Raw genomic sequence first — 19,625 nt, 5'->3', positions numbered from 1 at the left:
GATACCTCGACGCGCTCCGCAGCTGCCGGGTCCGCGAGAGCGTCAGTCGTGGGTCTCGCGGTAGTAGCGCACGGCGCCGGCGTGCAGCGCGATCGGGTCCGTGAAGATCGCCTGGCGTCGATCGAGCAGCGCGGCCGCCGGAGCACGACGGGCGATCGTCACGCGTTCGTCGAACAGGACGGCGGTCGCGTCGTGGATGAGCCCTTCCGGCGCATCGGCGCGGGCGACCAGGTAGTTCGGCACGGTCATCGTCACCGTCGAGGTGTCGATGCCGTAGCCGCCGATCGGGAAGTCCGCCTGCCGATAGGCCCCCGCGTGCGCCGCGTTGACGGCGTCGACGACGGGCGGAGGGATGGACAGCAGTCGGATCGGGGTGTCGGCCGCGAGCGTCGCGATGCCCGGTGTCGGCAGTCCCCCGACCCAGAAGAAGGCCTCGATCTCGCCCTTGCGCAGGGCGGCGATGGAGCCCTCCAACCCCAGCGCGGGGTTGCGGATCGTGGTGGCGTCGACGTGGGCGGCCGCGAGCACGCGTCCCGCGACGAGTTCCACGCCGGAGCCGCGCGCGCCGAGGGACACCGTGCGGCCGGCGAGGTCCCCGAGATCGTGCACGTCGGACCCCTCCCGGACCACGATGTGCACGTACTCGTCGTACAGGCGCGCGACCGCGACGATCGGGACCGCCTCGGGGAAGGCGCCGGTGCCGGCCACGGCATCGGCGACCGCATCGCCCTGGGCGAAGCCGAGCACCGCCCGTCCCGATCCGACCCGCTCCAGGTTGTCGACGGATCCGTTGGTCTGCTGCACGGCGAACCCGGCCCCGAGCCGTGCGGTGAGCACCTCGGCGAACTGCTGGCCGTAGGAGTAGTAGACGCCGGTCGCTCCCCCGCCCGCGATCGCCTGCGGCTTGTCCGCCCAGCTCCGGTCCTCCGGCGCGCACGAGGCGAGCGCCGACGCGCTGAGCACGCACAGCAGGAGCGCGAGCAGCATCCGCAGCATCGCCCGCGGGGATCGCTTCGTCATCGCGCCTCCGCGGCGGGGAGCATCAGCACCACGCGGAGTCCGCCGCCGTCCGCCGCCTCGACGCGCACTCCGGCGTCGACCGAGGCCAGCAGATCCGTGGCGATCGCGAGCCCCAGGCCGGTGCCGGGGATCGCGCGCGTCCGGTCGCTGCGCCAGTGCCGGTCGGTCGCGTGCGCGAGCTCCTCCTCGGGGAGTCCAGGCCCGTGATCCCGCACCGACAGCTCGCAGCCGGACTCGGCCCGCGACGCCGCGACGTCGATCGCGGTGCCCGCGGGCGAGAACTTCACGGCGTTGTCCATCACGGCGTCCAGCGCGCTCTCCGCGATGGTCTCGTCCGTGCGGGAGCGCACGGGCCCTTCGACGTGCAGCCTGAGGGCGACGCCCTTCGCGGCCGCGGCATCCCGCCAGGCCGCCACCCTGCGCTCGGCGAGGGCGGCGAGATCGATCGGATCCCGGAGCGGAGCAGGATCCGCTCCGCGCGCGAAGGACAGCAGGGTGTCCAGGATCCTGGTCATCCGCCTGCCCTCCTCGCGCGTGGCCTCGACCTCGCGGTCCCAGCCGCTGTCGAGACCGGTGGCGAGCGATTCCACCCGCAGCAGCAGGGCGCTGAGCGGATTGCGCAGCTCGTGCGACGCATTGAGCGCGAACTCCTGCTGACGCGACACGACGCGCTCGATCTCCTCCGCCATCCGGTTGAAGAGCAGGATCATGCGGTGCAGCTCAGGAGGTCCGGTGTCATCGGCGATCCGTGCCTCCATGTCACCGCGCTCGATCGCCTCCATGGCCTCGTCCACACGATGCACGGGTCTGAGCACCCACCGCGCGAGACCCAGCACCACGAGCAGGCCGATCCCGATCGCGATCACGCTGACGATGCCGAGCAGGATCCACTGCCGCACGATCTCGGCCCGGGGTGCCTCCACGCTCGCCGACATGACGACGGCCCCGATGACGTCACCCTGGTCGAAGATCGGCTCCACGAGGGACTGCTCGGCGAACTGCCACGGCAGCAGAACCGGCTCCGGCAGATCGCTGCGCCGCCCGGAGAGGGCGAGCTGCACCTTGTTCGCGGTCGCATCGTCCAGTACGGGCGCGTCGCCCTGCTGCGGAGACCACGGGCGACCGGATCGGTCGACCACGGTCACCCGGGTGCCGTACAGCTCGTGGTAGCGGCGCAGTTCGCCGTCCAGCACCTCGGCGCTTCCGGACAGCAGCGCCTGCCGCGCGCTCGTCACGAAGGTGCCGATGTCACCGACCTGCTGCGTGTAGAAGCTCTGCTGCACGCCGCGCGAGGCCGTCCAGCCATAGGCGCCGCCGAGCAGCAGGAGCACCGCCGCGAGCGGCACCAGGAACACGATGAACAGGCGCTTCCGCACGGGTCACAGCCCTGTCAGCCGGTAGCCCACGCCGCGCACCGTCTCGATGAGCGCGGGCCGCCCGAGCTTTCGACGGATCGAGGCGACGTGCACCTCGAGCGAGCGGGCGAAGCTCTGCCAGTCGGTGTTCCACACCTCGCGGATGAGCCGCTCCCTGGGGACGGGCACGCCGGGATAGCGGGCGAGCACCGCGACGATGTCGAACTCCTTGCGGGTCAGCTCGACGGGCTCGCCGTCCACGAGCACCCGGCGCGCGACCAGATCGATCCGCACGCCGTCGATGTCGATGCCCACGGGCCCCACTTCGGCCCCGATCGCATGGCTGCGGCGGGTGACCGCCTCGATGCGGGCCAGCAGCTCCTGCACGTCGTAGGGCTTGACGAGGAAGTCGTCGGCTCCGGCCCGCAGCCCCCGGATCCGCTCGTGCACCTGACTGCGCGCCGTGGCGATGAGGATCGGAACCCCGCTGACCGCGCGGATGCGCCGGCACAGCTCGATGCCGTCGATGTCGGGGAGGCCGAGGTCGAGGATCACCGCCTCGGTGTCCGACCCGAGCATGTCGAGGGCGCCGCGCCCGTCGCCGGCGCGCTCGACCGCGTAGCCGGCGCGGCCGAGGAAGCCGGCAAGGGCATCGGCCACGCGTTCGTCGTCTTCGACGATGAGGATCTTCATACCGTGAGCGTGTCTCCTGCGACCCCTAGGCCCGCTGCGCGAACGCGCTCTCGTACAGGCACACGCTCGCGGCGGTCGCGAGGTTCAGCGATTCGGCCCGGCCGAAGATCGGCAGCCGCAGCGCCCGATCGGCCAGCCCCAGCGCGGGCTCCTCGAGCCCCCGCGCCTCGTTGCCGAACAGCCAGGCCGTGGGCCGGGCGAGCACGCCCTCGGCGCGGGCGGCGAGCAGGTCGTCGCCCTTCACGTCGGCCGCGACCACCTGCAGACCCGCCGCGTGCGCACGTTCGACGACGTCGGTGAGCTCTCCGCCGACCGAGACCGGCAGATGGAACAGGGATCCGGTGGTCGAGCGCACGACCTTCGGGTTGTACAGGTCGACCGTGCGGCCGGTGAGCACGACGGCATCGGCGCCGGTGGCATCGGCGGCGCGGATGATCGTGCCGAGGTTGCCGGGATCGCGGATCTCCTCGCAGATCGCGACGAGGCGCGGCGAGGCGGCGAAGATGTCCCGCACCGAGGTGGGCATCTGCCGGGCGACGGCGACCACTCCCTGCGGCGTCACGGTGTCGGCCATCGCGGCGAGCACGAACTCCGTCACGTACTCGAAGCGCACCTCGGCGTCGGCCGCGGCCTGGCGCAGGTCGCCGTGCTTGTCCCACGCGGTCGGAGTCGCGAAGAGCTCGACGATCGCCTCCGGCCGATAGGACAGCGCTTCACGCACCGCCTGCGGTCCCTCCAGAAGGAACAGGCCGGTCTCGGTGCGGGCACTGCGCTTGGTGAGCTTGGCGACGGCGCGCACGCGCGGGGATCGGGGATTCTCCAGCACCATCACAGTCTAGGGACACCGAAGGGGCGCCGTCCTCGCGGACGGCGCCCCTTCGTGAACCAGATGCTTACGCAGCCGACTTGGGCGCGTTGACGTCCGCCGGCAGAGCCTTGCGGGCCGTCTCGACCAGAGCGGCGAAGGTCGCCGGCTCGTTGACCGCGAGCTCGGCGAGCATGCGGCGGTCGACCTGGACGCCGGCGAGACCGAGGCCCTGGATGAAGCGGTTGTACGTGATGCCGTTCTGGCGGGCAGCGGCGTTGATGCGCTGGATCCACAGACGGCGGAAGTCGCCCTTGCGCTTGCGACGGTCGCGGTACGCGTAGACGAGGGAGTGGGTGACCTGCTCCTTCGCCTTGCGGTACAGGCGCGAGCGCTGGCCACGGTAACCCGAGGCGCGCTCAAGGATGACGCGGCGCTTCTTGTGAGCGTTGACGGCGCGCTTGACTCTAGCCATTTTCGTGTATTCCTATCGTGCGATCGGCGTCAGCGGCCGAGGAGCTTCTTGGCGACCTTGGTGTCTGCCTTCGACAGCACCTGGTCCTGGTTGAGGCGACGGGTGCGACGGCTCGACTTCAGCTCGAGGTTGTGGCGCATCCCGGCCTGCTGCTTCTTCAGCTTTCCGCTGCCGGTGATCTTGAAGCGCTTCTTGGCACCCGAGTGGGTCTTCTGCTTCGGCATCTTCTCTTCCTTCGTATGGCGCCCAGCTGGGCGACAGGGTTCTGCCCGTCGTGCGGGAGGTCTGTGTGGGGCTGTGGGATCCGGGATCACTCAGCCGGGGCGGCCGGAGCAGCCGGAGCTGCCGGTTCGGCCGGGGCGCCGGGCGCCTTGGCGTCGCGGGCGGCCTGCTTGTTGGCCGCGCGCTGCGCGTCACGCACCGCGTTCTGCTCGGCCTTCGCCTCGGACTTGTTCTTCAGCGGGGCGACCACCATGACCATGTTGCGTCCGTCGATGGTGGGGTTGGACTCCACCGTGCCGAACTCGGCCACATCCTCCGCGAACTTGCGGAGGAGCCGCACGCCCTGCTCGGGACGGGACTGCTCGCGGCCGCGGAACAGGATCATCGCCTTCACCTTGTCGCCCGCCTTGAGAAAGCCCTCGGCGCGCTTGAGCTTCGTCGTGTAGTCGTGCGCTTCGATCTTCAGACGGAAGCGCACCTCCTTCAGGATCGTGTTCGCCTGGTTGCGGCGAGCTTCCTTCGCCTTCTGCGCGGCCTCGTACTTGAACTTGCCGTAGTCCATGATCTTGACCACGGGAGGCTTCGAGTTCGGGGCGACCTCGACGAGGTCGAGGTCGGCTTCCTGCGCAAGACGCAGCGCCGCCTCGATACGGACGACGCCGATCTGCTCACCCGCGGGGCCGACGAGGCGGACCTCGGGGACGCGGATGCGCTCATTGGTGCGGGGATCGCTGATGCGGACTCCTTAGACGATGGTTTCGGCCACCATGATCCGGACGGATCACGGGCGAAATCAGAATCGTCCCACCCGCCGGCATTCAGACGCCGGCGGCACCCTGACCCGCTGCGCAGCCTTCGCTGCACAGCGGCTACCGATGTGAATCGGCGGAGTGCTGAACCCGGTAGCCTTGAGCGGCAAGCGCGGGTGGGAAGTGAATCCTCTTTCGTGCCGGGACGAGAAGTCCCGGAGCCCGCAGAAGTCTATCAGAAGGCAAGACCTTCGGAAAGCCGGCACAGTGAGCACTCCCGCGCCCGACGGCCACGAGCACGTCACCCCCCTCTCCCCCGACGCGTCGGGAGCCGCCCGCGACATCGCGGATGTCGCCGCCGTCGAGGTGATCACCACCGCCGCCGTGCACCTGCTGAGCGCGGCCGCGGTCAAGGTGGGCCTCGCGGACGATCCCGAGACGCAGAAGGACCTGGACGAGGCACGCAAGCTCATCAACGCCCTGGCCGGCCTCATCACCGCCGCCGCCCCCGAGATCAGCGACATGCACGCGCGCTCCCTGCGCGACGGCCTGCGCTCCGTGCAGCTCGCCTTCCGCGAGGCCTCCGTCATCCCGGACCCGATCGGGCAGGGCCCCGGCGAGAAGTGGACCGGACCGGTCAACTGACCTCGCCGCGGGCGGGGGCGGGTTCGCTCGCTTCCGCCCTCAGGCGCTCGCGCGCAGGCGCACGGTGAGCGAGTCGACGAGCACCGCGATGCGGTCGTCGGCGGCCCAGCGCTGCGCGAGGCGAGCGAGCACCGCATCGAGCGTCTCCCGATCCAGCCCCTCGACGAGCTCGAGCGTGACGACCAGCTCCGGTCCGCGCAGGCGCGCGTCGGGGTCGCCGGCGGAGACGGCGACGTCGATCACGGCGAGCTCGCTGCCGACGCTCTCCAGGAGGCCCGCGTAGACCTCTGGCGAGAGGAAGCTCGGCTCCCAGTGCTGCCCCTGCGCGATCGCCCACACGGCGGGGCGGCGCAGGACGAACTCGGTCGCGGATCCGGGGTCGAGCACGATCAGCTCGGCATCGCCCGACGAAGCGGACAACGCCACGCGGGCGGCCTCGACGGGGATCGGGCGTGCGACCGCATCCCAGGAGCGCATGGTGTCGACGCTCGTGAAGGCCGGCTGCACCGTGCGCCCGTCGGGCGCGGCGACCGTGACGAGCGAGAGCTCCTGGGTCTTGTCCACCGTCAGTCCGGACGGCGCCACGCCTTCGTCGCCCTTCTCGGCGACCAGCGGCACGAGCACGCGCGCCGTGCGGAACGCGTCCACGACCTCGGCCTGCGAGCCGCCACCGGCGCGGAAGCGCGTCAGCGCGTCCCAGAGCGCCGGATCCGCGGATCCGTCGTCGCTCGCCCGGGTGTTCTCCTGGAAGGAGCGTCCCGCCCAGGGCACGCCCGCGGAGTCGCCGGCGTTGCCGTGCGCGCCGTGGTCGTGATCGCACGCCGCGGACGCGGCGTGGTCAGGATCCGGCGACATCCAGCGCCTCGGCCAGGGTGAATGCGCCGGCGTACAGCGCCTTGCCGACGATCGCGCCCTCGACGCCGAGCGGCACGAGCTCGCGGAGCGCGGCGATGTCGTCGAGGTTCGCGATGCCGCCCGAGGCCACGACGGGCTTCGGAGTGCGCGCGGTGATCTCGCGGAGCAGGTCGAGGTTCGGGCCCTTGAGCGTGCCGTCCTTGGTGACGTCGGTGACGACGTAGCGGCTGCACCCGGCGTCCTCGAGGCGGTCGAGCACCGTCCAGAGGTCGCCGCCCTCCTTGGTCCAGCCGCGGGCGGCGAGGGTCGTGCCGCGGACGTCCAGGCCCACCGCGACCGCGTCGCCGTAGCGGGCGATCACGTCGGCGGCCCACTCGGGGTTCTCGAGCGCCGCGGTGCCGAGGTTGATGCGGGAAGCGCCGGACTCCAGCGCCGCCTCGAGGCTCGCGTCGTCGCGGATGCCACCGGACAGCTCGACGTTGACGCTGCGGAACTGCTTGATCACGCGGCGCAGGATCGCGGTGTTGCTGCCGCGGCCGAACGCGGCGTCGAGGTCGACCAGGTGGATCCACTCGGCTCCCTGATCCACCCACTCCGCGGCGGCGTCCATCGGATCGCCGTAGCTGGTCTCGCTTCCGGCCTCACCCTGCGTCAGGCGGACGGCCTGTCCGCCCGCGACGTCTACGGCCGGGAGGAGGGTCAGGGAGGGGGACTGCGCGAACTCGTTCATGTCGTCCTTCGGGTCACGATGCACCGCGCGCTTCGGGCGCGGCACGAGAGAAGAGAGTAGTCCGCGCACGGTCGGGGCACCAATCCCCCGGCGTCACACGGTCAGACGGATCAGAGCGTGGAGATCCAGTTCCGGAGGAGCTGGATGCCCGCCTCGCCGGACTTCTCCGGGTGGAACTGCGTCGCGGAGAGCGGGCCGTTCTCGACCGCGGCGAGGAAGCGCGAGCCGTGCTCGGCCCACGTGAGGTGCGGCTCGGGGAACGGCGGCATGACCTCGAGCTCCCACGTCTGCGCGGCGAAGGAGTGCACGAAGTAGAAGCGCTCGTGCTCGATCCCGCGGAACAGCACGCTGCCGGGATCGGGTTCGACGGTGTTCCAGCCCATGTGCGGCAGGACCGGAGCGTCGAGCTCGGTCACGATGCCGGGCCACTCGCCCAGCCCTTCGACCTCGGCGCCGCGCTCGACACCGCCCTCGAACAGGACCTGCATGCCGACGCAGATGCCCAGCACGGGGCGGCCGCCGGCCAGGCGCCGCTCGATGATCTCATCCCCGCGGTGCGCGGCGAGCGCCTCGCGGACGGCTGCGAACGCCCCGACGCCCGGTACCACGAGCCCGTCGGCCTCGAGCGCCGCGGAGCGGTCGCCGGTGAGCTGCGCGTCCGCGCCGGCGCGGATCAGCGCCTTCACGGCCGAGTGCACGTTGCCGGACCCGTAGTCGAAGACGGCGACGGTCGGACGACGGCCTTCTGCGCCCTCGCTCACAGGGCGCCCTTGGTCGAGGGCACGCCGACCACGAGGGGGTCGAGCGCCTTGGCCTGACGGAACGCGCGCGCGAAGGCCTTGAACTCGGCCTCCGCGATGTGGTGCGGGTCGCGGCCGCTGATCACACGCACGTGCACGGTCAGGGCGGCGTTGTACGCGATCGCCTCGAAGACGTGACGCACGAGGGATCCGGTGAAGTGGCCGCCGATGAGGTGGTGCTCGTAGCCGGCCGGCTCTCCCTCGTGCACGAGGTAGGGGCGACCGGAGATGTCGACGACCGCCTGCACGAGCGCCTCGTCGAGCGGGACGAGCGCGTCGCCGTAGCGGGAGATGCCGTTCTTGTCGCCGAGCGCCTCGCGGATCGCCTGGCCGAGCACGATCGCCACGTCCTCCACCGTGTGGTGCGCGTCGATGTGGGTGTCGCCTGAGGCGCGCACGGTCAGATCTGTCAGCGAGTGCTTCGCGAACGCCGTCAGCAGGTGGTCGAAGAACGGGACCGAGGTGTCGATGTGGCTCTGCCCCGTGCCGTCGAGGTCGAGCTCGAGCTCGATCGTCGACTCGGACGTGGAGCGGGTGCGGCGCGCGGTCCGGGCCGCAGCGGGGGTCTCAGCGGTCATGAGGCCGATCCTATCGAGGCGAGGGCGTCCAGGAATGCGGTGGTCTCGGCCTCGGTTCCGGCCGTGACGCGCAGGTGATGCGTGATGCCGACATCGCGGATCAGCACGCCCCTGTCGTAGAGGGCGCGCCAGGTCGCGGCGGGATCGGCGACCCCGCCGAACAGCACGAAGTTGGACCAGGACGGGTGGGGTTCGTACCCCAGGGCCGCGAGCGTGGCGGAGATGCGATCGCGCTGCGCGACGATCTCATCGACCATCGCGAGCATGATCGGCGCGTTCCGCAGCGCCGCGATCGCCGCCGCCTGGGTGAGCGCGCTCAGGTGGTACGGCAGGCGCACCAGACGCAGGGCGTCGATGAACGCCGGATCCGCGGCGAGGTAGCCGACCCGCGCTCCGGCGAAGGCGAAGGCCTTGCTCATCGTGCGGGAGACGGCGAGCCGCGGCCGTCCCTCGAGCAGCGTCAGCGCCGTCGGCGAATCCTTCGGCGCGAACTCCTGGTACGCCTCGTCGACGATGACGATGCCTCGCGCGGCCTCGTACACCGCCTCGATCACGTCGAGAGGCAGCGGGGTGCCCGTGGGGTTGTTCGGCGCGCACAGCAGGATCACGTCCGGATCGTGCTCCAGGACCTGCGCGACCGCCTCGTCGACCGTCAGCTCGTAGTCGGGGTGGCGGACCCCGGCGACCCAGGTCGCCCCCGTGCCCTGGGCGAGCAGCGGGTACATCGAATAGGTCGGCGCGAACCCGAACACGGTGCGGCCAGGGCCGGCGAAGGCCTGCAGGATGTGCTGGAGCACCTCGTTGGACCCGTTGCCCGCCCAGATGTTCGCGGCCACGAGGTCGTGGCCGAGGTAGCCGGCGAACGCCTCACGGAGCTCGGTGAACTCGCGGTCCGGGTACCGGTTGACGTCGCGCAGCGCCACCGCGATGTCGTCGAGGATGTCGCTCGCGACCTTCTCGGGCACCGGATGCGTGTTCTCGTTCACGTTCAGCGCCACGGGCAGCGGCGCCTGCGGGGCCCCGTAGGGGCGCAGTCCGCGCAGGTCGTCACGAAGGGGTAAGTCGTCGAGCGAGACAGTCACCCTGCCATGCTAGGCGGCCCGGCTGTGATGCCGGTGCCGCGTGACGATCAGCGTCCGGTCGCGCCGTACTCCGCCGGGATGGCCAGGTGCTGCCCGACCTCGATCACGCCGCCGTCGACGAGGTTCAGCTGGGAGATCTTGGCGACGACGTCGCGCGGGTCGGCGTTCGGCGCGACCTCGCCCGCGATGGACCACAGGGTGTCGCCGGGTTGGACGGTGACGGTCGCGAAGGTGTTGCCCGTCGTCTGCTCGCCGGAGGCGAGCGCGGATCCGCCGCTCAGCGCTGCGAACGCGATCGCCGCAGCCACCGGGAGCGCGACCAGCGCGGCGAGCACGCGCCGACCGCGTGCGGTGATCCGCAGGCGCGTGGCGGGAACCGGACCGGCGAAGGTGATGCTGCTCATGGTGCTTCTCCTCAGTGTCTGTGTCGGTCCGCCTCTCCCCGGATCGGGATCCCGTGTGGAGGATCTTCGAATCCGGGCCTCTGGAGAGGCGAACCTACGTACCGAAACTACTTTCGAGTTCGAACATCTGTCAAGCGTTCTTCGAATATCGGTTCCGATAATTCGCCGACACGCTCGAACAGATCTATCGACTCCGCCCCGATCTCGGATACGGTTTCGATACGAAGACCCCATCACGGACCACCGACATTCGAATCGCCGCCCGCGAATCCATGCCGATCACCGGATCCGCGAGGGCCCGATGCACACGAAGGAGATGGCATGAGCGACGGTGCGAACCTCGGCTCCGAGGCCCCGCGGACGCGGCGCCGCAAGAGCCTCAGTGCGAAGCAGATGGCGATCCTCGAGGTCATCCAGACCTCGATCGCCCGGTACGGCTACCCGCCGAGCATGCGCGAGATCGGCGACGCCGTGGGTCTCAAGTCCCTCAGCAGCGTGACGCATCAGCTCGGCCAGCTCGAGCTCAGCGGCTACCTGCGCCGCGACGCCGGCAAGACCCGCGCCATGGAGGTCCTCATCGACCTGCCCGGCCTCTCGACCGAGAACCCCGCAGACACCGCCCCCTCGGTCGGAGACGCCGCGCTCGTGCCGCTCGTGGGCCGGATCGCCGCCGGAGTGCCGATCACGGCCGAGCAGCAGGTCGAGGAGATCTTCCCCCTCCCCCGCCAGCTCGTCGGCAAAGGTGATCTGTTCATGCTCAAGGTCTCCGGCGAGTCGATGATCGACGCCGCCATCTGCGACGGCGACTGGGTGGTCGTGCGCTCACAGGGCACCGCGGAGAACGGCGAGATCGTCGCGGCCATGCTCGACGGCGAGGCCACGGTCAAGACGTTCCGCCGGCGGGACGGCCACGTGTGGCTGCTCCCCCGCAACAGCGCCTTCGAGCCGATCCTGGGCGACGACGCCACGGTGCTCGGCAAGATCGTGGCGGTGCTGCGCGCGGTCTGATCCCCGCCCCTTCCACGTCGAGGCCCCCTCTGCGCATCGAGGCCCCCTCTCAGATCCGAATCTGGGAGGGGGCCTCGGTGCTGCGAGGGGGCCTCGATGAAGACGCCCGGTGCGGGGAGATCAGACCGCGACCGACACGTCCTCGCGGACGCGGCGGGTGGCCTCGACGATGTTGCGCAGCGAGGCGTTGGTCTCCTCGTAGCCGCGGGTCTTCAGACCGCAGTCCGGGTTGACCCAGAGCTGACGCGTCGGGATCTCCTCGACCGCACGGCGCAGGAGCACCTCGACCTCGGAGGCGTCCGGAACGCGCGGCGAGTGGATGTCGTACACGCCGGGGCCGATGCCGTGGTCGAAGCCGGCCGCGGCGATGTCCGTGACGACCTCCATGCGACTGCGGGCGGCCTCGATCGAGGTGACGTCGGCGTCGAGCGCGCGGATCGCGTCGATCACGACGCCGAACTCCGAGTAGCAGAGGTGCGTGTGCACCTGCGTGGCCGTCTCCGCGCCCGCCGTGGACAGCCGGAACGACGCGACGGACCAGTCCAGGTACGCCGGCTGGTCGGCCTTCTTGAGCGGCAGCAGCTCGCGCAGCGCCGGCTCGTCGACCTGGATGACGCCGATCCCGGCGGCCTCCAGGTCCGCGATCTCGTCGCGCAGCGCCAGGGCGACCTGGTTCGCCGTCTCGGCGAGCGGCTGGTCGTCGCGGACGAACGACCAGGCGAGGATCGTGACGGGGCCCGTCAGCATGCCCTTCATCGGCTTCGCGGTGAGGGACTGCGCGTACTCCGACCACGCCACCGTGATCGGCGCCGGACGCGAGACGTCGCCCCAGAGGATCGACGGGCGCGTCGCGCGGGATCCGTAGGACTGCACCCAGCCGTTCTCGGTGACGTCGAAGCCGTCGAGGTTCTCGGCGAAGTACTGCACCATGTCGTTGCGCTCGGGCTCGCCGTGCACGAGCACGTCCAGGCCCAGCTCCTCCTGCAGGGTCACGACCCGGCCGATCTCCTCGCGGAGGAAGCCGTCGTACTCGTCCGCGGTGATCTCGCCCTTGGTGAACTGCGCGCGGGCGCGTCGGATCTCGCCGGTCTGCGGGAAGGATCCGATGGTCGTGAGCGGCAGCGCGGGCAGGTCGAGCGCGATCGACTGCGCGGCCACACGGGCCTCGTAGTCGCCGCGGTCGAAGTCGGCGCCGGTCAGCGCCGAGGTGCGCGCACGGACGGCGTCCACGCGGACGCCGGGGGCTCTGAGACGGTCCGTCAGGGCGGCGGAGGCGGCGTCGAGCTCGGCGGCGATCGCGGAGCGCCCCTCGGCGAGGCCCTTGGCGAGGGTCGTGACCTGCGCGACCTTCTGGTCGGCGAAGGCGAGCCAGCTCACCAGGCGCTCATCGAGCTTGGTCTCGTCCTCGACGTCGTGCGGCACGTGCTGCAGCGAGGTGGAGGTCGCCGCGGCCACGCCGGCCGCACCGAGACCGCGCAGCGCCTCGAGGGTGTCGAAGGCCGCGGAGAGGTCGCCGCGCCAGATGTTGTGGCCGTCGACCACGCCGCCGACGAGCACCTTGTCGGCGAGGCCGGGGACGGATGCGGGCACGGTGCCGCGCACGAGGTCGAGGCCGATCGCCTCGATCGGAGCCGCGGCGAGAACCGCGAGGTTGGCGTCGAGGGCCGCGTACGGGGCCGCGACGAAGATCGCCGGGCGCTCCGCGAGACCGCCGAGGACCGCGTACGCGCGCTCCGCGGCCGCACCGAGCGCTGCCACGGAAGCCGGCAGCGACTCGCTCACGAGCGCCGGCTCATCCAGCTGCACCCACTCCGCGCCGGCGGCCTCGAGCGCGCCGAGCACCTCGGCGTAGACCGAGACGAGGTCGTCCAGGCGCGACAGCGGGTCGAAGCCCTCCGGCGCCTCGTCCGCGGCCTTGGCGAGGGCGAGGAACGTGACGGGGCCCACGAGCACGGGGCGGGTGCGGAAGCCGGCCTCCGCCGCCTCCCGCACCTGGCGCACGATGCGGTCGCTGGACAGCGAGAAGACGGTGTCCGGTCCGATCTCGGGCACGAGGTAGTGGTAGTTCGTGTCGAACCACTTCGTCATCTCGAGCGGCGCGCGCTCGCCCTCGCCACGGGCGACGGTGAAGTACGCCGGCAGGCCGATCGTGCCGTCGGCGGACCGCAGGTCCTCGAAGCGGGCGGGGATCGCACCCACGGTGACCGCGGCGTCGAGCACCTGGTCGTAGTACGAGAACGACTCGGGGATCGCCGAGTCGGAGCGGCCGAGGCCCTGCACGGCGAGACGCTCGCGCGTCGTCGCGCGCAGCTCGGCCGCGGTGCGCTCGAGCTCGGCCTCGTCGATCCGTCCGGCCCAGAACGCCTCGACGGCCTTCTTGAGCTCACGGCGACGGCCGATGCGCGGGTAGCCCAGGACGGTGCCCTCGGGGAATGCGGTCATGACGGTCCTCTCTGACGGAAGGGGGGAAGGATGCGGCCTAGTGCGCGCCGCTGGTCTCTGCGAGCTGGAGGGCGCCGCCCACGGGGGACGTCGCCCCGCCTTCGGGGAGGACCCCGGCGGCCGTGAGCACGTCCAGCACGGTGCGGTGCTGGTTGAACGCGTACAGGTGGATCCCAGGCGCCCCGCCGTCCACGAGCTCCCGCACGAGCTCCGCCGCATGCGCGACGCCGATCTCGGTGCGGCCCTCGGCGGTCGGCTCGACCTCGAGGTCGATGGACAGCTCGGCGGGAAGCTCCTCGCCGCTGAGCTCCAGCACGCGGCGCAGGCGCGCGGGCGACGTGATGGGCATGATGCCGGGCAGGATCGGGATCGTGACGCCCGCGCGACGTGCGCGCTCGACGAAGGCGAAGTAGTCGTCAGGGTGGAAGAACAGCTGCGTGATCGCGAGCGTCGCCCCCGCGGCCTGCTTGGCCAGCAGCGCGTCGATGTCCTGGTTGCGGTACGTCGAGCGCGGATGCCCGTTGGGGTACGCCGCGACGGCGATGTTCACCTTCCGGCGGGGCGTCACCTGAACGGCTCCGGGAACGCCAGGGATCGGCCGCTCCTGGTAGGGCGCCCGCTCGGCCTGCGCCCTGTCGATCAGCTGCACGAGCTGCGCCGAACTCTCCAGGTCGCCGAGGAACGGCTGGCTCTCATCCAGTGGCGGATCGCCGCGCAGGGCGAGGAAGCTGAGGATCCCTGCGTCGAGGAACTCCCGGATCAGCCGGGAGGCTCCGGCGTACGTGTTGCCGACGCAGGTGAGGTGCGCGAGCGGCTCGACGGAGGTGTGCTCGCGGATGTAGCGCAGCACGTCGAGCGAGCGACCGCCGACGGATCCGCCCGCGCCATAGGTCACGGAGATGAAGCGAGGTGCAGCCGATGCGAGCTGCTGGATCGTCTCGTGCAGAGCCTCGATCGGCGCCGTGGTGCGCGGCGGATACAGCTCGAAGGAGATCGGGACGCGCGGAACGACGGCCCCGGCGGGGGCGAACGGCGGCGCGTCGAAGGACATCTCTCTCCTGGGTCGGGGCGGTCACCCCACGCTAGGCGGCGCTGCCACGCGGCGCATGCTGTGTTTCGTCATGTGTCGGCGCTCCGGAAAGCCCGGCACGCAGCGCCGCACGAGACGGCGCCGGCCGGTTCTCCTAGGCTCGAATCATGACGACTCCGCACGGATCCTGGCCCTCCCCGCTGTCCGCGGCCGACCTCGCCGTCGCCGGCACGAAGATCGACGGAGCCCGCTATGCCGCGGGCGGGATCTGGTGGAGCGAATCGGTGCCGCAGGAGCGCGGGCGCATGCGGGTGATGCGCCGCGACGGCGTCGGCGCCGCGCGCGAGGTGCTGCGCGCGCCGTGGAGCGCCCGCTCCCGGGTGCACGAGTACGGCGGCGGTGCGTGGACGGTCGCCGATGACGGCACGCTCCTCTTCGTCGATGGCGAGGACCAGCGCGTGCACCGGCTGGATCCTGAGACCGACGCACCTGTGCCGCTCACCGCGCCGGGTCCGCGCTACGGCGGCCTCAGGGCGCAGCAGGGGCGCCTGTTCGCCGTGCGCGAGGACCTGCGCGCCGCGCCGCACCAGCGCGCGATCGTGGAGATCCCTCTCGACGGTTCCGCGGCAGCGGACGATGCCGCCGTCACCACGATCCTCGGCGGCGACGGCTTCTTCGCCCACCCGGTGCTCTCCCCCGACGGGACCCGGCTCGCACTCGTGACGTGGGACGTGCGGCGGATGCCGTGGGAGGCGTCGGAAGCGCTCGTCGTGGATCTGGCGACGGGATCGCGGACCCCGATGCCGGGCCGCGCCGCGCTGCAGCCCGAGTGGCTCAGCGACGACGAGCTGCTGTTCAGCCATGACGCGACCGGACGATGGAACCTGTACCGCGCGATGCCCGGCGGCGCACCCGCGACCGTCTCCCCCGCCGACGCCGACACCGGCGGCGGGCTGTGGGTGCTCGGCCAGCGATGGTTCCGGGTGCTCGAGGACGGCAGGATCCTGGCCGTCCGCACGAACGGATCGGACGCGCTGGTGCTCATCGAGCGGGACGGCACGGAGCGCGAACTGGCGGTCCCGTTCGACGGCGACCTCAGTCTGGAGGATGCACACGGATCCCTGGTGCTGATCACCGGACAGGGACGACGGGTCACGCCGGGTCTGTGGGAGCTGGACCTCGACGCGGGCGTCGCGCGCGCGATCCGCGGCGGCGATCCCGTAGACCCCGCGTGGGTGCCCGGCGCACGCCCGGTGAGCTTCGACGGACCGCACGGCCCCGTGCACGCGTTCGACCATGCCCCGGCGAACCCGGATGCCGATGCGGCTCCGCAGGCGCTGCCGCCCTACGTCGTACAGGTGCACGGCGGCCCGACGGCGCACTCCTCGGGCGCGCAGGCGGGATGGATCACGTACTTCACGAGTCGCGGCATCGGCGTGCTCGAGGTGAACTACGGCGGATCCACCGGCTACGGCCGCGCCTACCGCGAGCGGCTGGACGGCGAGTGGGGCATCGTCGACGTGGACGACGTGCTGGCCGCGGCGCAGGGGCTCGCGGATGCCGGTCTCGCGGATCCGGCCCGCATCGCGATCCGCGGAGGATCCGCCGGCGGCTGGACCGTGCTGTCCGCGCTCGTCCGCGGCGGGATGTTCGCGGCCGGCCTCGACCGGTACGGCGTCGTGGACCTGCGGCTGCTCGCCGAGGAGACGCACGACTTCGAGCGCTACTACCTCGACGGCCTCGTGGGAACGCTGCCCGAGGCCGAGCAGACGTACATCGACCGTTCGCCGCTCACCCACGCGGACCGCATCGACGTGCCGGTGCTGATCCTGCAGGGCGCCGACGACGCGGTCGTGCCGCCGTCGCAGTCGGAGGCGATCCGCGACGCACTCGCCGCGCGCGGAGTGCCGCACGAGTACGTGCTGTTCCCGGGCGAGGGACACGGATTCCGGCAGGCGGACACGATCATCGCGGCCGCCGAGGCGGAGCTGCGGTTCCTGGGCTCAGCCTTCGGATTCGACCCCGTGCCTTAAGCGGCGGGTCACTCCCCGAGGCGGTTGCGCGAACGCATCGCGCGCTCCGCCTCGCGGGAGTCCTGACGCTCGCGCAGGGCCTGTCGCTTGTCGTACTCGCGCTTGCCCTTCGCGAGGGCGATCTCGACCTTGGCGCGCCCGTCGGAGAAGTACAGCCGCAGCGGGATGAGCGTGTAGCCGCCCGCGGAGACCGCATGCGAGAGCTTCGCGATCTCCTCCTTGTGCAGCAGGAGCTTGCGGATCCGCTTGGCCGAGTGGTTCGTCCAGTGCCCCTGCGAGTACTCCGGGATGTGCACGGCGTCGAGGAACGCCTCGTTGCCCTTGATGAACGCGTATCCGTCCGTCAGGTTCGCACGCCCCTGGCGCAGCGACTTCACCTCGGTGCCGGTGAGCACGAGCCCCGCCTCGTACGACTTCTCCAGGTTGTAGTCGTGACGTGCGCGACGATTGGTCGCGATGACCTTCTCCCCGCGTTCCCTGGGCATGGTTGTCTCCTGCTGTTCGTATGACGGATCCGGCACGCGCCGGTCAGGCCCGAGAAGGCCAGCCCGCCAGTCTATACACGGAAGGGCCCCCGCCGCACGGACGGGTCAGGCGCGCAGCCAGCGGCGGATCGCGAAACCGGCGCTGAGCGCGGCGAGGATCACGCCGATGCCGATGAGCACCGGCACCACGAGCATCGCCTCGTTCAACCCGACCCAGGTCGTGATGAAGGACACCCGCTTGGTGAGGTAGTCCTGCACACCGAAGTGCACGCCCAGCAGCACCACGGCGCTCGCGAGCACGGATCCGATCACGGCGGCGAAGACGCCCTCCAGGACGAACGGGGTCTGGATGAATCTGTTCGAGGCGCCGACGAGGCGCATGATCCCGATCTCCCGCCGTCGCGCGTACGCCGACAATCGGATCGTGGTTCCGATGAGCAGCACGGCGGCGATCAGCATCAGCACCGCGATCCCGACCGCGATGTAGGTCGCGACAGTCAGAGCGTTGAAGAGCGGATCCAGATACTCGAGCTGGTCCTTCACCTCATCCACGCCCTTGACGCCGCTGAAGGCCTCCGCGATGACGGCGGACTGGGTCTGGTCCTTGAGATTGACCTTGAAGACCGCGTTGACCTGATCGGCCGTGAGCACGCCGGCATAGTCCTTGCCGACGAGCTTCAGGGTCTCCTGATAGGCCTGGTCCGCGGTCTGGAAGCTGCTCTGGGAGATCAGCGGCTTGAGGGTGGAGCCGTCGAGCTCCGCCTGCACGGCCTTGATCTGGTCCTCCGTCGCGGTGCCGCCGATGCAGCCCGGCGACGTCGAGACCGACGAGCACATGTAGATCGCGACCTGGGCGCGGTCCTGCCAGTAGGCGCGCATCGTGCCGATCTGCGCCTGCATCAGGATCGCCGCCCCCACGAAGGTGAGCGAGACGAACGTGACGAGCACGACCGAGATGACCATGGAGGCGTTACGGCGCAGGCCGGTGAGCGCCTCGCCGAGGATGAGTCCGAACCTCATGACGTCGGACCCACTTCCTCGTCGTCGCCGGTATCGAGTCCGAGCCGGTCCGCCACGCCCAGTTCGGCGAGGTCGACGGCGGGGATCGCGATCGGATGCGTGGCAGGACGCGCGTCGTCGGACGGCTTGAGCGTCGCCTGCTGCGGCGCGGTGGTCGGTGCCGCCGTCGCCGCCGCGTGGTGCTCCACGACCGGCGTGGGCGCGGAAGCCGGATCCGCGATCGCGGCCTCCGTCTGACGGTGCACCTCGCGCACGGTCTGGAGCGCGGCGGTTGCCGCGGCTCCGCGGATCGCCTCGGGCTCCAGGCGCGGGACGTTGGAGGTGTCGCCGTAGCCGCCGCCGACCTCGTCGCGCACCATCTCGCCGTCGCGAAGTTCGATCACGCGGCGCTGCATCTGGTCGACGAACGCGGCCTCGTGCGTGGCCATGAGCACCGTGGTGCCGCCGGCGTTGATCCGGGCGAGCAGCTGCATGATGTCGACCGAGGTGCCGGGGTCGAGGTTTCCGGTCGGCTCGTCGGCGAGCACGATCTGCGGACGGTTCACGATGGCGCGGGCGATCGCCACGCGCTGCTGCTCACCGCCGGACAGCTCGTGCGGCAGGCGCTTCTCCTTGCCGCTCAGACCGACGAGTGCGAGCGCCTCCGGCACCGCCTGCTGGATGAATCCGCGGGAGGCGCCGGTCACCTGCAGGGTGAAGGCGACGTTCTGGTAGACGGTCTTGGAGGGCAGGAGGCGGAAGTCCTGGAAGACGGATCCGATGCTGCGGCGGAAGTACGGAACCTTGCGGTTCGCGATGGACTTCAGGTCGCGTCCGAGCACCGCGACGCGGCCGGACGTGGGCGACTCCTCACGGAGGATCAGCTGCAGGCAGGAGCTCTTCCCGGATCCCGACGCGCCGACGAGGAAGACGAACTCGCCTCGCTGCACCTCGAAATCGACCCCGGACAGCGCGGGACGCTTGGTGCCGCGATAGCGCTTGGTGACGTTCTCGAATCGGATCATGGCGTGTCGAGCCTAAACGGGCGCCGCACGCAGCCCGCGAGCGACACCCCACCACGGCGGGTTCCCCCGGCTATGAGGTGCCTGGGATCATCAGGACGGCTCGAGGCCGATCACGAAGGCCAGGAACGTCACGATCGCGCCGAACAGCGCCAGTCCCGCGACGGTCGCACCGACCGTGCGCCATGCTCTC

At 71.0% G+C, this 19,625-nt stretch carries 21 protein-coding genes; 3 read left to right on the top strand and 18 right to left on the bottom strand.

Features of this window, described 5'->3' with window-relative positions:
- Window positions 1–42: 42 nt before the first annotated feature.
- From CQ044_RS15650 to infC, 7 genes are all read right to left on the bottom strand, one after another.
- A complete protein-coding gene (locus CQ044_RS15650) occupies window positions 43–1,020 on the bottom strand; it encodes a TAXI family TRAP transporter solute-binding subunit (RefSeq protein ID WP_105689312.1) in 978 nt (325 codons plus the stop codon).
- Window positions 1,017–2,396, bottom strand: a complete 1,380-nt coding sequence (locus CQ044_RS15645; protein WP_105689311.1) for a HAMP domain-containing sensor histidine kinase — start codon at window positions 2,394–2,396, stop codon at window positions 1,017–1,019. Before CQ044_RS15645 ends, CQ044_RS15650 begins: the two co-directional genes overlap by 4 nt.
- A gap of 3 nt (window positions 2,397–2,399) precedes the next feature.
- Window positions 2,400–3,068 carry a response regulator transcription factor gene (locus CQ044_RS15640; protein WP_105689310.1) on the bottom strand — a complete coding sequence of 223 codons (669 nt, stop codon included), beginning with the start codon at window positions 3,066–3,068 and terminating at the stop codon, window positions 2,400–2,402.
- A 25-nt stretch (window positions 3,069–3,093) separates the two neighbouring features.
- Window positions 3,094–3,894, bottom strand: a complete 801-nt coding sequence (locus CQ044_RS15635) for an RNA methyltransferase (RefSeq protein WP_105689330.1) — start codon at window positions 3,892–3,894, stop codon at window positions 3,094–3,096.
- Between the two features lie 67 nt (window positions 3,895–3,961).
- The gene (gene rplT / locus CQ044_RS15630; protein WP_045272308.1) at window positions 3,962–4,348 is read right to left on the bottom strand and encodes a 50S ribosomal protein L20; all 387 of its coding nucleotides are present in this window, start codon (window positions 4,346–4,348) and stop codon (window positions 3,962–3,964) included.
- Window positions 4,349–4,377: 29 nt separating this feature from the next.
- Entirely contained in the window at window positions 4,378–4,572 is a 195-nt protein-coding gene (rpmI, locus tag CQ044_RS15625; protein ID WP_045272307.1) for a 50S ribosomal protein L35, read from the bottom strand.
- An 86-nt stretch (window positions 4,573–4,658) separates the two neighbouring features.
- A complete protein-coding gene (gene infC, locus CQ044_RS15620) occupies window positions 4,659–5,279 on the bottom strand; it encodes a translation initiation factor IF-3 (RefSeq protein ID WP_374954869.1) in 621 nt (206 codons plus the stop codon).
- A 307-nt stretch (window positions 5,280–5,586) separates the two neighbouring features.
- On the opposite strand from infC, the gene CQ044_RS15615 reads away from it, so the two are divergent.
- Window positions 5,587–5,964, top strand: coding sequence for a DUF1844 domain-containing protein (locus tag CQ044_RS15615; protein ID WP_374954868.1), 378 nt, complete (start codon window positions 5,587–5,589; stop codon window positions 5,962–5,964).
- 39 nt (window positions 5,965–6,003) lie between these two features.
- On the opposite strand, the gene CQ044_RS15610 is transcribed toward CQ044_RS15615, so the two are convergent.
- The 6 genes from CQ044_RS15610 to CQ044_RS15585 form a co-directional block, all read right to left on the bottom strand.
- A complete protein-coding gene (locus tag CQ044_RS15610) occupies window positions 6,004–6,819 on the bottom strand; it encodes an SseB family protein (RefSeq protein ID WP_105689308.1) in 816 nt (271 codons plus the stop codon).
- Window positions 6,803–7,549, bottom strand: coding sequence for a bifunctional 1-(5-phosphoribosyl)-5-((5-phosphoribosylamino)methylideneamino)imidazole-4-carboxamide isomerase/phosphoribosylanthranilate isomerase PriA (gene priA, locus CQ044_RS15605; RefSeq protein WP_105689328.1), 747 nt, complete (start codon window positions 7,547–7,549; stop codon window positions 6,803–6,805). Before priA ends, CQ044_RS15610 begins: the two co-directional genes overlap by 17 nt.
- Before the next feature lie 110 nt (window positions 7,550–7,659).
- Entirely contained in the window at window positions 7,660–8,310 is a 651-nt protein-coding gene (hisH, locus tag CQ044_RS15600; protein ID WP_105689307.1) for an imidazole glycerol phosphate synthase subunit HisH, read from the bottom strand.
- A complete protein-coding gene (gene hisB / locus CQ044_RS15595) occupies window positions 8,307–8,927 on the bottom strand; it encodes an imidazoleglycerol-phosphate dehydratase HisB (RefSeq protein WP_105689306.1) in 621 nt (206 codons plus the stop codon). Before hisB ends, hisH begins: the two co-directional genes overlap by 4 nt.
- Window positions 8,924–10,009 (bottom strand): histidinol-phosphate transaminase, encoded by a 1,086-nt coding sequence (locus CQ044_RS15590; protein WP_105689305.1) that lies wholly within the window; start codon window positions 10,007–10,009, stop codon window positions 8,924–8,926. Before CQ044_RS15590 ends, hisB begins: the two co-directional genes overlap by 4 nt.
- A 47-nt stretch (window positions 10,010–10,056) precedes the next feature.
- Entirely contained in the window at window positions 10,057–10,413 is a 357-nt protein-coding gene (locus CQ044_RS15585) for a LysM peptidoglycan-binding domain-containing protein (RefSeq protein ID WP_045272299.1), read from the bottom strand.
- 321 nt (window positions 10,414–10,734) lie between these two features.
- Here CQ044_RS15585 and lexA point away from each other — a divergent pair, with 321 nt between their 5' ends.
- Complete coding sequence (gene lexA / locus CQ044_RS15580) at window positions 10,735–11,421, top strand: transcriptional repressor LexA (protein ID WP_045272298.1); 687 nt, start codon at window positions 10,735–10,737, stop codon at window positions 11,419–11,421.
- 120 nt (window positions 11,422–11,541) lie between these two features.
- Here lexA and metE read toward each other — a convergent pair whose 3' ends face one another.
- Window positions 11,542–13,863: a 5-methyltetrahydropteroyltriglutamate--homocysteine S-methyltransferase gene (gene metE / locus CQ044_RS15575; protein WP_105689304.1), complete on the bottom strand. Its 2,322-nt coding sequence runs from the start codon at window positions 13,861–13,863 to the stop codon at window positions 11,542–11,544.
- 37 nt (window positions 13,864–13,900) lie between these two features.
- Window positions 13,901–14,914, bottom strand: a complete 1,014-nt coding sequence (locus tag CQ044_RS15570; protein WP_105689303.1) for a methylenetetrahydrofolate reductase — start codon at window positions 14,912–14,914, stop codon at window positions 13,901–13,903.
- A 146-nt stretch (window positions 14,915–15,060) separates the two neighbouring features.
- Here CQ044_RS15570 and CQ044_RS15565 point away from each other — a divergent pair, with 146 nt between their 5' ends.
- Window positions 15,061–16,926 carry a prolyl oligopeptidase family serine peptidase gene (locus tag CQ044_RS15565; protein ID WP_105689302.1) on the top strand — a complete coding sequence of 622 codons (1,866 nt, stop codon included), beginning with the start codon at window positions 15,061–15,063 and terminating at the stop codon, window positions 16,924–16,926.
- Window positions 16,927–16,934: 8 nt separating this feature from the next.
- Here the strand turns inward: CQ044_RS15565 and smpB are convergent, their stop codons facing one another.
- From smpB to ftsE, 3 genes are all read right to left on the bottom strand, one after another.
- Entirely contained in the window at window positions 16,935–17,411 is a 477-nt protein-coding gene (smpB, locus tag CQ044_RS15560) for an SsrA-binding protein SmpB (protein ID WP_105689301.1), read from the bottom strand.
- A 105-nt stretch (window positions 17,412–17,516) separates the two neighbouring features.
- Window positions 17,517–18,431: a permease-like cell division protein FtsX gene (ftsX, locus tag CQ044_RS15555; RefSeq protein ID WP_105689300.1), complete on the bottom strand. Its 915-nt coding sequence runs from the start codon at window positions 18,429–18,431 to the stop codon at window positions 17,517–17,519.
- The gene (gene ftsE / locus CQ044_RS15550; protein ID WP_105689299.1) at window positions 18,428–19,435 is read right to left on the bottom strand and encodes a cell division ATP-binding protein FtsE; all 1,008 of its coding nucleotides are present in this window, start codon (window positions 19,433–19,435) and stop codon (window positions 18,428–18,430) included. Before ftsE ends, ftsX begins: the two co-directional genes overlap by 4 nt.
- Window positions 19,436–19,625 lie beyond the last annotated feature (190 nt).

The sequence above is a fragment of the Microbacterium sp. MYb64 genome, assembly GCF_002979495.1.
GTDB lineage: Bacteria > Actinomycetota > Actinomycetes > Actinomycetales > Microbacteriaceae > Microbacterium > Microbacterium azadirachtae_A.
Note: the sequence above shows the minus strand (reverse complement) of the source record. Positions and strands in the feature narration are given on the sequence as shown.